Consider the following 14,710-nt stretch of genomic DNA (forward strand, 5'->3'; position numbering starts at 1 on the left):
GGGGCATACGGTTTCATCCAAAATTGGATTTAGATGAGATAAAAACTCTTGCATTATGGATGACAATAAAATGCGCTGTCGTCGACATCCCCTTTGGTGGTGCAAAAGGTGGGGTAATTGTTGATCCAAAACAATTATCTCGCATGGAGTTGGAGCGATTAAGTCGAAGCTACATTGAGTTAATAGCGGATTTTATTGGACCAGACAAAGACATCCCTGCTCCTGATATGTATACCAATGAGATGATCATGGGCTGGATGATGGATGAGTATGCCACCATTGTTCGGCAAAATAGTCCAGCGGTAATCACAGGCAAGCCTATTTCTTTGGGAGGGTGCTTGGGGCGTGAGGGTGCGACCGGTCTAGGTGCCTACTATTGCATTAAAATTCTTGAAAAAAAGAAAAAATGGCAGTCTTCTGAGCTACGAGTTGCTGTTCAAGGATTTGGTAATGCGGGACAAAGTATTGCTAAGCTGCTTTACGACAATGGCTATAAAATTGTTGCGATAAGTGATTCGAAAGGAGGAATTTATAATACCAAAGGCATCGATATACCTCGCATGATTGAAATAAAAAACAGCTCTAAAGAGGTGCAGTCCATATATTGCAAAGAGTCTGTTTGTAAACTTGCGAAGGATGCTACCATTACGAATGAAGAGTTATTGGAACTCGATGTCGATTTACTTATCCCAGCTGCTGCACAAAATCAAATTACCCAAGAAAATGCAGCCAGAATTAAGGCGCCAATAATCATTGAAATTGCAAATGGTCCAATAACCTTAGAGGCCGATGCACTATTGCAGAAAAAGGGAGTATTAATTGTACCCGACATATTAGCCAATACGGGTGGGGTCATCGTAAGCTATTTTGAGTGGGTTCAAAATAAATCAGGTTATTATTGGAGTATGGAAAAAGTTCAAGAAGAATTACAGACTATCATATCCCGTGAATTCAAGAATATTTGGCAGCTGATGGAACAATATCAAACAGATATGCGGCAAGCGGCATACATTCATGCCTTGAGTCGATACGATAAAGCAGTTACAGCCCAAGGAACTCGCGGATATTTTTCAAATTTAAGCCTAAGCCTATAAGGAGAGTTATCCTGCTTGAATTTCATGCCTCTTCTTACTGGGGCTCATTGTCCTATTATTGGTGTTGATTGGGGTATTAGGCTTACTCTCCCCAAAGATTAGAAGGTCCTTCCCCACGTCTTTATGACGGTGACTGATTTACCTGACTGAATATATTTGGCACAAAAAAAACCTCTTAACAACATGTTAATACAGTACCACGCATCAAGAGAATGAGCTCCCTTCTTCTTAATGTCCGCTGCCATGCCCGCCTTGCCAGCCGTGTCCACCTTGTCCACCGTGATGCCAGTTTTGTTGGTGCCAATTTTGATGCCAGTTATGATGCCACTTGTAGTGGTATTGAATCCAATGCCATCTATGTCCATCCCAATGCCACTTACCATGTCCACCATGAGGTGTCCAATGAGGTGGATGATGGACACTGGCAGCCAATATCATAGAACCTAATTGGGAATCATTTTTGACTGAGGTATCAAAAGCAGCGGCTACAGCAGTTGAGCCTATCAAAGCGGCTACAGCAACAAACCGCTTCAACGTCTTTAAAGTCCACATATTGCCGCTCCTTGTAAAGGATGTGATAGCGTTATTTCTAAGCTAGTCTAAATCCAATACTTATCAATCTAAGTATAGACAAGATAGCACTTTAGTTCGAAATTTGAACAATATATGGGTGATACTTTACTGGCGCAATCTTTTATCAGGATGGACTATACTAATAAAATTTAATGAGCAAAGGAGGGCACATCATGTCGCCTGAACCTAAGCATCACCCGCAGTCATCAAAACCACAAAAAGAGATGCACTTTTGGAGTTCTCCTTCTGGTATGGTGGCCATCATCATTATTGGGATTATTGGCTATTTCTTGATTGTAGAGCATGGTGCTCACATTGCGAGTTTTCTTGGGGCTTCGCCTTTTTTGCTGTTAGTCTTACTCTGTCCACTAATGCATCTGTTTATGCATAGAGGACATGGAGGTCATGAAGAGGAGCATCATCATAAGTCTGATAATGAGGACGACTCGTCTGAGGATAAGGATTAATCGAAAATGGAACATACTTCGTATGCCTATGGTTTGTGGTTATTGGTCATTGTCAATTCGGCTATTTTCATTTTGTTTGCGTACAGTTTTACCACCACGTTTAAAACAAGGCGAGATTGGCGCGCCTTTGGTGCTTTTTCTGCGTTTGTCATCGCTTATTTTACCGAAATGTATGGTTTTCCTTTAACCATTTATTTTCTGTCAGGATGGCTTTCTAAATATTATCCTGGAGTAGATTTATACGGTCATGACAGTGGTCATTTACTCCATACCCTGCTTGGCTTGAAAGGTGATCCCCATTTTGATGTCTTTCATATCTTAAGTTTTGTCTTCATTATCGGCGGTCTTTGGATGATTGCATCCGCCTGGGGTACTCTTTATCGTGCTCAAAAGAAGCATCAACTTGCAACCAGTGGGCTGTATGCCAAAATTCGTCATCCGCAATATGATGGGTTTATTCTGGTGATGATTGGTTTTTTATTGCAATGGCCAACCATTCTGACCTTAATCATGTTTCCTATACTGGTTTATATGTATGTTCGTCTCGCACGTAGGGAAGAAAAAGAGGTTTTGGCGGAGTTTGGTGAGGAATATCAACGCTACGCTGCGGTTACTCCTGGGTTTATACCTCGTTTTGGTAAACAACAAGACAGTAAAGGAGGTGCACCATGATGTTTATGTTTCACAGTGCCGAGATGCTCGGCCTTATCGCAATAGCGCTTGGAATCATGTTGGTCGTCTGGGCATTACGTAATGAAGGCAACAGTACTGGATTAAGCAAAGTATTTGGATGGCTGATTGTCATTATTGGGATTTTAGGGGAATTATGCAGTTCTTATTACGCAATTAAATACTGGTATGCAGGCTATTTCCAGATGCCAATGATGTCAGGTGAAGCATTCCTATTTCATGTGGCTCAGATGTTGTCTTTGATTGCTATAGCGTTTGGTATTATTTTGGTTGTCTGGACTTCACGTCACGAAGGTTTCGGTATTTCGTTGGCAAAAGTTTTTGGTTGGCTCATCGTTCTCTTTGCGATTTTAGGAATGATTTGTAGTGCTTATTATGCCACTGTGTATTGGCATAAAGGATATATTCAAACGCCTACTGGTATGCCTCTGTTGATGCAACATCAAATACCGATGCAGAAACAGTCACCCAATCAATAGTCCTGGTAAGTGCCATAATAAATTGTTATGGCACTTATAATTTTCCATTGTAGAGAAGGAGTCCCTCAATGATGCTTATAAAACCCAACTCCTTTAATATCAGTCCACAACGTGGTTTGGTGGCAAAGGAAGCATTGATCGACACGGGCTTCATGCTCATGAGCCACTTTTTTTGAAATCATATTAAAATGCTCCATATAATGACTGGGTGGCGCTTGGTGGCATTGAGCACAATCCATTGAACTCGGAGATGGGTGCCTAAATTCAGAGAGGCTCCAATGAGCCGTTTCATGACAAGCAGAACAATCGTCGCCAAATAACTTAAAGTGCTTGTCCTTGTTTTGATGACATGAGGCGCAGCGTAAAGTCAGTTCTTGAGGTGATGAATGGGGGTTGACCCGTAATGTGGACTTATTGGATTCGTTCTGCGCTAAAAAGAGCATAACTTGATTAATAATCAACTGTTCTTCTTCATCATTTGCATTTGAAAAGGCACGAAGTTGCTGAAGTCCTAACGAAACCAAAGCATTGTGATCCATCTGGGTGATACGTGCTGTTCTGCCCTGGTGCTCTCTATGACATTCAACACAACTGCCTATGTTGGCATGAAAGGAGGTCGGCTGGCGTTTTAACAGAGATTCGTTGTTGGCATGGCAGACGTTACAGTTCGCTGCCTCAACCCCTTTCACAGGCGTATGACATGCAGTGCAGTTGTGACTTAAAAACGAGTGGGCTTTGGAAAGTTCTCCGGGGCTTGCCATTCTTTGCCACTCCGCTACGTTCGTCAAACTGCTCACCTCATCTCCATGAGAAGACAGATAATAGGCCATAAAAGACAGTGCCGCGATTACGGTAAGGGCAGCGAGGGTAGCCCAACTCAGCTTCATTGAAACCACCTTAATCCAAAATAAATTCCAGACCAAACGTGCAAACCCAGCAGAACATACAATACCAGTGCTGTAATAATGTGACAGGTTAACCATTTTTGAAACAGGCGCTTGAAGTGCTCGTGAAAACGAATGGCGTATTCCAGCTCAGAGATGGCATCTGCTAAACACAAAGCGCGTACTTCTGCTGACTTGATTAACTGACCATCCAGTGCGGTGTCTTCAAGAAGCCAGGAAAGAAAGCGAGCTGTCATAAGATGTAATTTCCCGATGTTTTGCTTGGGGTGTGCGCTTGCTTGTAATTCTTGAGCTACGATTTGGTATTGCTGTTGTAATCCCAAGAGGATTGTCTTTTTTTCATCGATTTCCTGAGTCATAAAGCCCATGAGATAACGGCCAATAAAACCACTGAGCGTGACAATGAGCGTCATAGCAGTCAAAGCAATGCCTAGCGCGCTATTAAATTTATGTCCTGTATGAATCAAGACTAAAATCGAGCCGATAATACCTGTGTAAATATGCCACGACAACAGCGTATTCATGGACACATAGTGTGTTACCCAATTTTTCAAAAATGAAATGCGTTTAACAAAGAGGTAGAGGAGCGGAATCAGCATCAATATCGAGCCACTCACCCCAAACACACCACCCCAAAAACTCCCGGCAAAACGAGAAGACGTATGGACTGCAAAGCCTAGCCATGTAATAAGCATTAGAAGTACTAACCCCAAAACCATCATACGTCCTTGCGCATTCATTAAGCATCCACCTCAATGTTTTGAGTCGCTTTGGCCTGACAGGCTAAGATAAGCCCCTGTTGTTTGTCTTCCTTGGAAAGTGCATCTTCACAAGCCATGGTCACTTCCCCCGACAGCAATTTCACTTTACATAACCCACATTGCCCGGTTCGGCACGCATTATCAATCGCTATCCCATTGGCTTCAGCGATTTCAAGAAGGGTACGGTCCGGCAGAATTGGAACCATTTTTTCGGATTTCCTAAACGAAACCATCGCACGGGTATCGGCTTTGATGAAGTCTTCTTGGACTATTTCTGGTTTCTTTTCTGGTCCAAATGCTTCTGTTAGAATCAAATCAGCGGGCACGTTAAGCTCTTTTAAGATACCAAGGATAGCTTCCATCATCGCAGGAGGACCACAAACGTGGATACGATGAGAGGCAATATCAGGGACAAGATGGCTGATGATATTCTTGGTAAATAGGCCTTGTAACCCCATCCAAACGGTTCCCTCTGAACGCAGCATCGACGCATACACATGGAGATTCAGGTATCTTTCTTGAAGTTGCTCTAATTCTTCGCGAAAGATAAACTCACTCGTCGTGCGACAACAATACAGCAAATAAATGTCATTGTGCCATCCAATATCGGTGAGATAGCGGATGATACTCATCATGGGGGTAATGCCGACCCCGCCACAAATCAGTACAATGCTCTTTGCCTCTTCCCCAGTAAAAGTAAATTTACCATTAGGTCCCATCACCTCCAGTAAATCCCCTTCCTTAATTTCGTCATGCAAATAACGGGAAAACACGCCTTGTTCTTCCCGCTTGACCGTGATGGCACAATAATGCAATTGGGTTGGGGTGGACGCCATGGTGTAACTGCGTCTTATCGTTTTACCATTAATTAAGGCGGTGAGCGTAATGAACTGGCCAGGATAATAGGTAAATGGCAAAGCCACCTCATGGGTTGATGCCAAATGATACGTTTTGATTCCTGGTGCTTCTTGAAAGATACGGCAAACACGAAGTTGTCCTTCCCATTTCTCTTCCGGTTCGGTGAGCGATCTCATGACCGGAAATTGGGGGACTGGACATTTATGCGCGGGGCAGGTAGGAGGGGTAGTTGGGGCTGTTTCTGATGGCACTTTAGAAGCTTGAGAGGATTTAATGGGCTCCACTGATGTTAAGGAAGGGGTTGGTTCAGGTGTTTTTGAGAATTGGGGTGAGGTATCCAAAGGAGCAGCCGTATTTTGTTGGATTAAGCGATCGAGCAAAGCAGCCGCTCTTCTCATTTTGAAAAAATACATCCAAATCATGACCAAAAAAAACAGAGCAAATAGCGCAATAATCGTTAAATGAAAAAAAGGCCCCCCTAAGACATTCTCGGCTTGCGGACTAGTTGGAAGAAGATTCATTTCTCGTTTAAACCACTGCAAGGCGATGTCGCTTGGATTTTTTCCTTCAGAAAGGGCGCGAAGTGCGGCCAGTGCACTCTCATATTGCGCAATCCCTTCTCGTAATTTCTCTAAAGCTTCCTGCATTTTAGCGTAATTGTTAGTGCTGGATGCCAACAAAAGCTCGTTAAGCCCACCTTTCATGAGCGCGATGCCTGAGGTGATGCGCTGGTGTGCCTTTTGTTGAATTTCAAGGCGTTTTTCAGGGGATAATGTGGGTAAACTCATTAAAGAAGGGTAAAGCTCCTTAGAGGGAGTCCCTATATTTTTCATCATGCCACTCATTCCCTCGCCTTCTTTCTCCTTTTCTCCTGGATGATGTGCGGCATGCTCATCCGCTGTGGGTTGTGCAAAGGAAACAGAGGCCATCGCCAACAGGAAAGAAATGGATAATGTTCGAACCCATCGAAGTAAGGTAAACTTTTTAGTGTATTGAAACAGCATCCTTTCTCTCCAAAAGCTCACTTAACATGACGATTCAAAAAATGGTTAAAGTGGAGCAGTCTGCACGAGTGTTTTCCCGCCTCATATGAGTTTATTCACTATTCTGTAACCGATTTCCAATCACTCGAAAGGGATGACTACGAATTTATAGAAAATTCATTTCATTGATTAGAAACCCAGTCCAATCAGTATATTATAGTTTACCTTGTCTTTCTATGTGAGCTCATGACCAATAATCGCTTCGGCGCTTTGTACAATATTCTGAATTTCTTCGGTAATTTCTTCTTGGCGCAGTAAATTGAGACGATGGTTTAATGCATTTTTTTTATTTTCTAAGCGATCTAATGCCTGGTTTAAGTGAAACAGTCTTTGATGATTCTCCGCAAAAAACGATTGATATAAAATCGAATAACACATGGCCAGTAAATAATGCTCCACCAAGTCAGCGAAAAACTGGTCTTTGGAACCATTCAAAACGGGTGGCACAGAAAAATAAGGCGCAGGACTTGTATCCAACTCTTTAAAGGGTTGCCAGGTTTTTGCTTGAATTTGATTGTGCTCTTCCTCATTGAAGAGAATAGTCCATTGCCAAGAATGCCATGTCTTATTTCTTTGCAATAAGGCTTTTTCTAATGTTTGTAACACGTTTGAAATCACGTCTGGGATTTCTTCAATGGCATTGGGTCCATCGATTGTTGCTATGACACGAGGGTCATTAGGCATTTTTAATGCCAGTTTATGCCCTACAAGAATGAGTGCTGGTTCCAATTCAGAATGGTGCTCTTTGTGCACGTCTAACTGATGAAGCACATTATCATTAAAAGAACCACAAAAGCCGCGTTCTGAGCCAATAAGAATAGAAACTAAGGGAGGATTTTCTTGTTGATTCATGGGGGGCATGGGATAGAAACTTAAAAAATCATGACTCACCTCACTAATGGTTTTAATGACGTTGTCCTGCATGGAAAGACATTGAGTGATTTTGCCCAGTTCAATTAAAGAAAGATTTTTCATGGCCGTCATAATGTGGCCAATTTCTTCTAAAGTATGAAGATGTTCTTTGAGTTTGGTTCGTTTCGTCATGATACCATCCGGGTATTAAGTGATACTCATTGCTTTGGAGTGGATAATGAGTCCGTTCTATGCCATTAGCCATTCTTTTATCGCTTTTTCCCATTGTTCTCGTGGGTTTCCCAAGGATAAAGTGCTCTGTTTTATTTCTCCCTCTATTTTTTTGAGAATTTTGGGGATGTCTTCTAAATTCAATTCGTCAAAGAAACCCTCATTGTAAGCAATTAGCCATGCGAGTTGAAATTCAATGGGTAGTGGTGAAAAACGTTCTTGTTTTAGAATTTCTCTTAAAATTCTCCCTTTTTGAATCTGCTTTTGCATTTTGGCATCCAGTTTCGCCCCAAAGCGGGTGAACAGTTCCAAATCAAGAAATTGCAGGTAATCAAGTTTCATTCGACCGGATTCTTTTTTAATTTGTGGATGCTGCGCTTTACCACCGACTCGTGAGACCGATTTGGTGATATCAATGGCGGGAAGAAATCCAGAAGAGAATAAGGATTCATCAAAAAAGATTTGCCCATCGGTGATGGAGATGAGATTCGTTGGAATATAAGTAGCCATTTCACCTTCTTTGGTTTCAATAATAGGCAACGCGGTCATACTGCCGCCGCCCATAGCAGGGGAAAGACAGGTGGAGCGCTCTAATAAACGGGAATGCAGATAAAAAATGTCCGCAGGAAATGCCTCACGTCCAGGAGGTCTACGCAGTAAAAGGGACAGTTCACGATAACTATTGGCATGAGCACTCAAATCATCATAGACCACCAGGGTATCTAAGCCCTTTTTCATCCAGTGCTCGGCAATGGCGCACCCTGCAAAAGGAGCTAGATAAAGTAATCCTGGTAAGGCCGTCGCTTGGGCCACCACAACAGTCGTATAGTCCAAGGCATTGGCTTCTTTTAATAATTGAATGGTAGAGCTTACTGTAGAACGTTTTTGGCCAATCAACACATAGACACAATACACATTTTTATCTTTTTGATTCATCACAATGTCAAGGGCTAAAGCACTTTTACCAAGCCCATTATCCCCAATCAGTAACTCCCTTTGTCCTTTTCCGATGGGAATTAGATTATCAAGCATCTTATTTCCCGTGTACAATGGTCGATTCACAAAGTCGCGGTGAAGAATAGGTGGGGACAGCCTATCCAGTAATCCTTGTTCTTCATGGGGCGGAATCTCACCGCCGTCTAATGGATGGCCTAGAGGATCAATCACCCGCCCAAGCAGTTTATCGCCTACTGGAATACTCAATACGCGTTTCAGAGGAAAAATAGGGGTGCCTGCCTTTAATTTTTTGGTTTGTACCAGCATCACAGCGCCAACCAGATCTTCGGTGAGATGGAACACCATGGCAATACAGCACTCATCTTCTGAAATAAGAATTTCATCGATGGCAGCCCTTGGTAAGCCCTTAATCCAGATAATCCCATCTCCAACAGAAACCACCCGCCCTTGTTCGGATACCTTGATTTGAAATTGATAGCGCTCAAGGCGTTGTCGTTGCTTCTCAAGAAAAGAAGGGGTGTTAGGCCAATTCATTTTTTGTCTCTGTAAAGAATTTTAATTCATCACGAAGATTGGCTTGCAAGCACATGGGGCCCATTTGCAGGGTTAATCCCGCGAGAAGCTTTGGATTTTCCGTGAAACAGACGGTAAGTTTTTTAGGCGACAATTGTTCAATGACTTGCAAGAGATCCTGTTTCTGATGTTCTTGGATGGGGTAGGCCGTTTGTATCGAAATGGTTTCTTCTTCCGGCACAGTATTGAGCCATTGCCATTGTTCTACCGGAAAATGATTCAGATCCTCAATGGTTTTTTTAATGATGTTCTCTTCAAGATGGGCATCCGCAAAAGGCATTAACAATTTTTCAGCAAATTTCCCAGCCAATAGAAACGCTTCCTTGGCATTGTTTTCAATGGTGGCTGCGGCTTTTTGCATTTCATGGGAAAAAACCTGCTCTTTTTCTTGACGCAATTGTTTTTCAAACCGGAGTCTTTCTTCTGATTTCCATTGCTCCATCGCCTCATGCCACTCGTTTTGTAGGGTCGCTTTCTCTTGTTGCCAATCGGCAAGGCGATGTTCATAGGTTGTTTGCAATTGCGTTGCTTGCCTGTGCAGTGTTTGTGCAGTCTCTAATTGTTCTTGCACTCTTTTTTTTCGTTCTAATATGGTTTTTTGTATGGGCTCATAAAGAAAGCGTTTCAAAATCCAAATGAGAATAAGAAAATTAATGAGTTCTAATGAAAAAGTGGTCCAAGAGAGTTCCATTGGTTTTATCCCTGTTGCGTTACAAAATAAGACAATAATGGATTTCTAAAGAGGATAATCAAAACAATCACCAAACAATAAATGGCTAACGACTCGATCATGGCCAAACCAATAAATAAGGTTCTGGTGATGGATTTTTCGGCTTCAGGTTGCCTTGCCAAAGCATCTAAGGCGTGACTAATCGCGCGCCCCATGGCCAGAGCTGGCCCTATAGTTCCTATGGCAATGGCTATTGCTGCAATAACGGTTGACGCTAAACTAAACCAACTTATGTCATTCATAACGATTCTCCTTGGCTTTTAAGCTCATGGGCTTGAATGCCCCCAGCAATGTAAATTAAGGCCAGCATGCCAAAAATATACGCTTGGATGATGGCTTCAATAATATGTAAAATGAGTATTGGAATAGGAACTAAAAATCCGGCAATCATGAGGACAATCAGGGCGGTTAATTGCAAGCTCATGATATTACCAAACAAGCGGACGGCCAATGCTAAGGTTCGAGAGATTTCGCTGATTAAATGAAAAGGCAATAAAAAAGGAGTTGGCTTAATATAATGTTTCAAATACTCTCGCCACCCCTCGGCACGAATTCCAAACCAGTGTACCGATAAAAAAGTTATTATCGCAAGGGATGCCGTCACCGATAAATCCGCCGTTGGTGAATAAAATCCCGGGATAACACCGATTAAATTGGAAACAAGGATAAAAATCCACAAGGTGGCTACAAAAGGAAATATCAACTCAACGTGGTTGGGCAATACTTCTTTTATCGCATCGTACATGGTGCTCAAAACACCCTCCCAAAGGAGTTGGTACGTGCTTGGCTGTAGGAGAGAGCATTTGTAAGTGGTACTCCATGCCATGATGAATAAGGAGATCATAATGAACCACGTGGTTAAGACGCTTTGTGTGATGGGTAATCCACCGATTGAAAAGGCAAAATGCGCTAAGAATCCTTCTTCTCCCACGGTTAGTCCTTAATTAAAAGATACACGTTAATGGCACCAATAATCACCCCAAGGAGGATTAAATTGATGGTCCAACTCATGGAATACCCTTTTATTTTCTCATCGAGCCAAACCCCGAGATAGGCTCCTGCAATGATGGGTAACACAAAAACAAAGCCTAAAGTACCCAGGTAAACTGTTTGGGCTAATAACGTTGATTTTCCCTTTTTAGCTTTATTGATTTTGCGGACGTTTCGTTTCACTTGTTGTTCCAGTTCCTTGTTTGAATTTTTAAATTCCATAGCTGTTCTGCCGGTTTAATTCCCATAAACGCTTTAACATTTCTTCATCCAAACGATGCACGCTTTCTTTAGTGCGCAATAGATTGTTTTCTTCCCAATGTAATTCTTCCGCCAGGACCCTTTGTATGGCTTGGTATTCTTTATGGCGCACATAATGTCGTGTCGCAATATGCAATTGATTGTCAATGAAATAAACCACGGCACCTGGCAATGCTAAGTATTCCGTCTCTTGATTTTCATCACGAAACCAGGCCAAGCCGAATTTTAAGCACGTCATCATTCGGCTATGATGAGCTAAAATTCCAAATTGCCCAGAAGCATCCTCACCCACAAAACTGATGACCTTATCGATTTTTTCATATTGTGTGGCACTCTTAAGATGGATAGTAAAAAGCTCCATGTCCGTCGTTATCTCCCTTTATCCATGGCACCTCTCATGTAACACTCTTCTTCTGAAAATTCATCGTAATCGCCTCTTAGAAAGGATTCGCAATCGGTTAATGTGTGTTCTAATGAAACCGATTTCCCTTCCATTCCTGTTTGAAGCTTGGTGACATGAAAGGGTTGGCTAAGATAGCGCTGCAGTTTACGTGCTCTTAACACAATAGCACGGTCTTTAGGAGAAAGCTCTTCAATCCCCATCATAGAAATCATGTCTTCTAATTCTTGATAATGTTCAAGGTGTTCTCGTACGGCTTGTGCAATGGAATAGTGTCGCTCGCCCAATAGGATTTTATCCATAAATTGACTCTTGGAAGCTAAGGGATCTACGGCGGGATAAATGCCTTTGCCTGCTTGTGCGCGAGAGAGTACGATGATGGAATCCAAATGAGTAATAATCCCGGTCACCGCCGGATCGCTCATATCATCAGCCGGAACATAAACCGCTTGTACCGAAGTCACTGCTCCTTTGGCAGTCGATGTCATGCGCTCTTCAAGTTCCGCTATCTCAGTCATTAAGGTGGGTTGATAACCGACACTGGCCGGCATTCGGCCGAGTAGGCCTGAAATTTCACTGCCGGCTTGCACAAAACGATAAATATTATCCACAAGAAAAAGAACCTCATGGCCCAACGTATCACGCAAATATTCCGCATAAGTTAATGCCGATAACCCTGTGCGAAAACGCACTCCCGGTGATTCGTCCATTTGACCAAACACCATGAGGGTTTTATCCATTACGCCTGCGGATTTCATCTCATGCCACAATTCATGTCCCTCCCGAATACGCTCGCCAACACCAGCAAAGACGGAGGTTCCTTGATGCAATTGAATAATGGCATGCATCAATTCCATCAGGAGTACGGTTTTTCCAACTCCTGCACCACCAAACAATCCCGTTTTAGAGCCCCTGACGAAGGGACAAAGTAAATCAATGACCTTAATTCCTGTCTCAAGAATGGTTTCTTGAGTGCTCGTCATTTGAAGTGGTTCTGATTTGGCTAGAACATCACGATATTCATTGGTTTCTAATGGTGGGCCGCCGTCTAACGGCTCACCAAAAATATTTAAAAGGCGGCCCAAGCATTCTTTTGAAACGGGAATTTGTAACGAAGTGCCTTGGTCATAAACTATTAAACCTCTTTGCAATCCTGAGGCACGGTGGAGCGTGATGGCTCTCACATGATGCTCATCAAGGTGCTGACACACTTCCAAAATGTATTCATCACTGTCCGTGTAAGTTTTAAGAGATTGATGCAAAGGAGGCAGTACATCACAATGTATCCTGACAACAGGGCCATTGATTTCGATTATCCTGCCGATGGGAGTTCCATGACTTTGAGCAACAGCCGTGTTTTTATCCATCATTTTCCAATTGTATTCATGACCCATGAATTAGGTGTCGTCCTATTCTCTCTATTTTTACATCACTTTATGGAATTTTAATATAACAGAGTTTGAAAACAGAGAGCAAAATGCTAATTAATAACAGCCCGCCTCAAATCTAAAAAACAAAAGCTATGTAGGAGGTCTCATCAATCTGCACACCCATGTCACTGGGTTATATGATGATACACCAAACCATCCCTTTATAGAGTTCAATGAAATAGGTAGGCTCTGAATAGGCCAATCTTAATGGGCTACTGACAATAGGGCTCTTAGACATCTCATAAGAGCTCAGGTGATTTGAGTCAATTACCCTAGGATAGGCCTCTCTTATAGAGGAGTTATTGGTTTTTCATCATGGGACATCCCATCATTTGCCTATCCATCATCATCTGCATCATTTGCGTCATCATTTGCATCATTTTCATACGTTGATCCATCATCTCGGGTTGTTTTGCTGTATCATCGTGCATACTTTGCATCATCTTCATGCCTTTTTGCATGGTGTGCATGCCTTCTTCCATCATGGGCATTTGTGTTTGCATCAACGATTTCTTTTCTTCCGTTGTTTTTGCATTCATAAGCTTATCATGCATCTCCTGCATTTGTTTTAGTGCTTCTTGCATTTGCTTCATTTCGTCTTGCAGTTGGGTTGACTGCTGATTAGAGCTTTGCATTCCCATATTATTCATTTGAGAACCAGAAGGCATATCTTCTGCGAAGAGTGGCGTGGCAACCAAGCTGCAAGCGGCCAATAAAATGAACGCATTCCTTTTTAACATAATGAAATCTCCTTATTATTTTTTCAATGAATTGTTTGGACTGAACATCCTACTATAGCACTACATGAACAGGGGATGAAAAGCAAAAAACATACTTGTTCATGTTAATGCCAACCTATTCCTCCCGTGTTGTGTCCTTCATAAGTATGAGAAACACGGTGTGAATTATTGGTCGTTGTTGATGGGGCGCAAGAGATCAACAAAAGTATCGCGCTCATTATCCCAATAACTGCTTTAATAAGTCTCTGCTTTGGCATATCTATGCTCCTTGCAATGAAATAAAGTGAGAGAGAATCAATATAAAAACAACCCACCTCATTTTATAAATCATTTATATAATATAGCACCGTTTAGAAATACGCAGTGCCAGTCATGACTACTTGTTGAAAAAATCAGTTGTCTTTTGGAATAGGGAATCTATACCTCCCCAAGCTTAATATAAGTTCAAATTATTATTTGAATTCACTGCCAAGGATGTGAATAGATGTTGGAGTTAAGGAAGACGATAAGTAGGGTATTTAATTATTGCGAAGATTCTACCATTCTTTTATGAAGAAATTTTAAGATGATTCAAAAGGTAACATGCCAGTTAAGAAGCGATTTGGTGGCTATCATCACCACAGACATGGGCATTGACACCATTAGAAATGATCCAATGAACACTCATTATTAGTGA

General features: G+C 42.1%; 17 protein-coding genes. 4 read left to right on the forward strand and 13 right to left on the reverse strand.

Features of this window, described 5'->3' with window-relative positions:
- Positions 1–1,094: Glu/Leu/Phe/Val family dehydrogenase (locus tag ACN4Z1_RS04155; RefSeq protein ID WP_419413437.1), on the forward strand; the 1,094-nt coding region annotated here is incomplete at its 5' end.
- A gap of 228 nt (positions 1,095–1,322) precedes the next feature.
- Here ACN4Z1_RS04155 and ACN4Z1_RS04160 read toward each other — a convergent pair.
- Positions 1,323–1,646, reverse strand: coding sequence for a hypothetical protein (locus tag ACN4Z1_RS04160; protein WP_021460680.1), 324 nt, complete (start codon positions 1,644–1,646; stop codon positions 1,323–1,325).
- 194 nt (positions 1,647–1,840) lie between these two features.
- On the opposite strand from ACN4Z1_RS04160, the gene ACN4Z1_RS04165 reads away from it, so the two are divergent.
- Genes ACN4Z1_RS04165 through ACN4Z1_RS04175 form a run of 3 tightly spaced genes read left to right on the forward strand, consistent with a single transcriptional unit; the run spans position 1,841 to position 3,303 of the window.
- The gene (locus tag ACN4Z1_RS04165; RefSeq protein ID WP_021460679.1) at positions 1,841–2,134 is read left to right on the forward strand and encodes a DUF2933 domain-containing protein; all 294 of its coding nucleotides are present in this window, start codon (positions 1,841–1,843) and stop codon (positions 2,132–2,134) included.
- Between the two features lie 6 nt (positions 2,135–2,140).
- Entirely contained in the window at positions 2,141–2,806 is a 666-nt protein-coding gene (locus ACN4Z1_RS04170; protein WP_021460678.1) for a methyltransferase family protein, read from the forward strand.
- Positions 2,803–3,303, forward strand: a complete 501-nt coding sequence (locus ACN4Z1_RS04175) for a hypothetical protein (RefSeq protein ID WP_021460677.1) — start codon at positions 2,803–2,805, stop codon at positions 3,301–3,303. The genes ACN4Z1_RS04170 and ACN4Z1_RS04175 overlap by 4 nt, the downstream gene beginning before the upstream one ends.
- A gap of 65 nt (positions 3,304–3,368) precedes the next feature.
- On the opposite strand, the gene ACN4Z1_RS04180 is transcribed toward ACN4Z1_RS04175, so the two are convergent.
- From ACN4Z1_RS04180 to ACN4Z1_RS04235, 12 genes are all read right to left on the reverse strand, one after another.
- Positions 3,369–4,190 (reverse strand): hypothetical protein, encoded by an 822-nt coding sequence (locus ACN4Z1_RS04180; RefSeq protein ID WP_021582716.1) that lies wholly within the window; start codon positions 4,188–4,190, stop codon positions 3,369–3,371.
- A complete protein-coding gene (locus ACN4Z1_RS04185; protein ID WP_021460709.1) occupies positions 4,187–4,948 on the reverse strand; it encodes a hypothetical protein in 762 nt (253 codons plus the stop codon). Before ACN4Z1_RS04185 ends, ACN4Z1_RS04180 begins: the two co-directional genes overlap by 4 nt.
- On the reverse strand, positions 4,948–6,831 hold the full coding sequence (locus tag ACN4Z1_RS04190) for a 2Fe-2S iron-sulfur cluster-binding protein (protein WP_021582717.1): 1,884 nt from the start codon (positions 6,829–6,831) through the stop codon (positions 4,948–4,950). Before ACN4Z1_RS04190 ends, ACN4Z1_RS04185 begins: the two co-directional genes overlap by 1 nt.
- A 213-nt stretch (positions 6,832–7,044) precedes the next feature.
- Positions 7,045–7,914: a F0F1 ATP synthase subunit gamma gene (locus tag ACN4Z1_RS04195; protein ID WP_021460706.1), complete on the reverse strand. Its 870-nt coding sequence runs from the start codon at positions 7,912–7,914 to the stop codon at positions 7,045–7,047.
- Positions 7,915–7,971: 57 nt separating this feature from the next.
- Complete coding sequence (locus ACN4Z1_RS04200) at positions 7,972–9,444, reverse strand: F0F1 ATP synthase subunit alpha (RefSeq protein ID WP_021582718.1); 1,473 nt, start codon at positions 9,442–9,444, stop codon at positions 7,972–7,974.
- Positions 9,431–10,174, reverse strand: a complete 744-nt coding sequence (locus tag ACN4Z1_RS04205) for a F0F1 ATP synthase subunit delta (protein ID WP_021460705.1) — start codon at positions 10,172–10,174, stop codon at positions 9,431–9,433. Before ACN4Z1_RS04205 ends, ACN4Z1_RS04200 begins: the two co-directional genes overlap by 14 nt.
- Before the next feature lie 5 nt (positions 10,175–10,179).
- Positions 10,180–10,455 carry a F0F1 ATP synthase subunit C gene (locus tag ACN4Z1_RS04210; RefSeq protein ID WP_011946148.1) on the reverse strand — a complete coding sequence of 92 codons (276 nt, stop codon included), beginning with the start codon at positions 10,453–10,455 and terminating at the stop codon, positions 10,180–10,182.
- Positions 10,452–11,105: a F0F1 ATP synthase subunit A gene (locus ACN4Z1_RS04215; protein WP_237758685.1), complete on the reverse strand. Its 654-nt coding sequence runs from the start codon at positions 11,103–11,105 to the stop codon at positions 10,452–10,454. The genes ACN4Z1_RS04210 and ACN4Z1_RS04215 overlap by 4 nt, the downstream gene beginning before the upstream one ends.
- Positions 11,106–11,146: 41 nt before the next feature.
- Positions 11,147–11,425 (reverse strand): AtpZ/AtpI family protein, encoded by a 279-nt coding sequence (locus ACN4Z1_RS04220; protein ID WP_011946150.1) that lies wholly within the window; start codon positions 11,423–11,425, stop codon positions 11,147–11,149.
- Positions 11,415–11,825, reverse strand: coding sequence for a F0F1 ATP synthase subunit epsilon (locus ACN4Z1_RS04225; RefSeq protein ID WP_058393158.1), 411 nt, complete (start codon positions 11,823–11,825; stop codon positions 11,415–11,417). Before ACN4Z1_RS04225 ends, ACN4Z1_RS04220 begins: the two co-directional genes overlap by 11 nt.
- Positions 11,826–11,833: 8 nt before the next feature.
- Entirely contained in the window at positions 11,834–13,258 is a 1,425-nt protein-coding gene (gene atpD, locus ACN4Z1_RS04230; RefSeq protein WP_058393157.1) for a F0F1 ATP synthase subunit beta, read from the reverse strand.
- 335 nt (positions 13,259–13,593) lie between these two features.
- Entirely contained in the window at positions 13,594–14,034 is a 441-nt protein-coding gene (locus ACN4Z1_RS04235) for a substrate of the Dot/Icm secretion system (RefSeq protein ID WP_021582720.1), read from the reverse strand.
- Positions 14,035–14,710 lie beyond the last annotated feature (676 nt).

The organism is Legionella sp. ST3F1, from assembly GCF_048553315.1.
Taxonomy (GTDB): Bacteria; Pseudomonadota; Gammaproteobacteria; order Legionellales; family Legionellaceae; genus Tatlockia; species Tatlockia donaldsonii.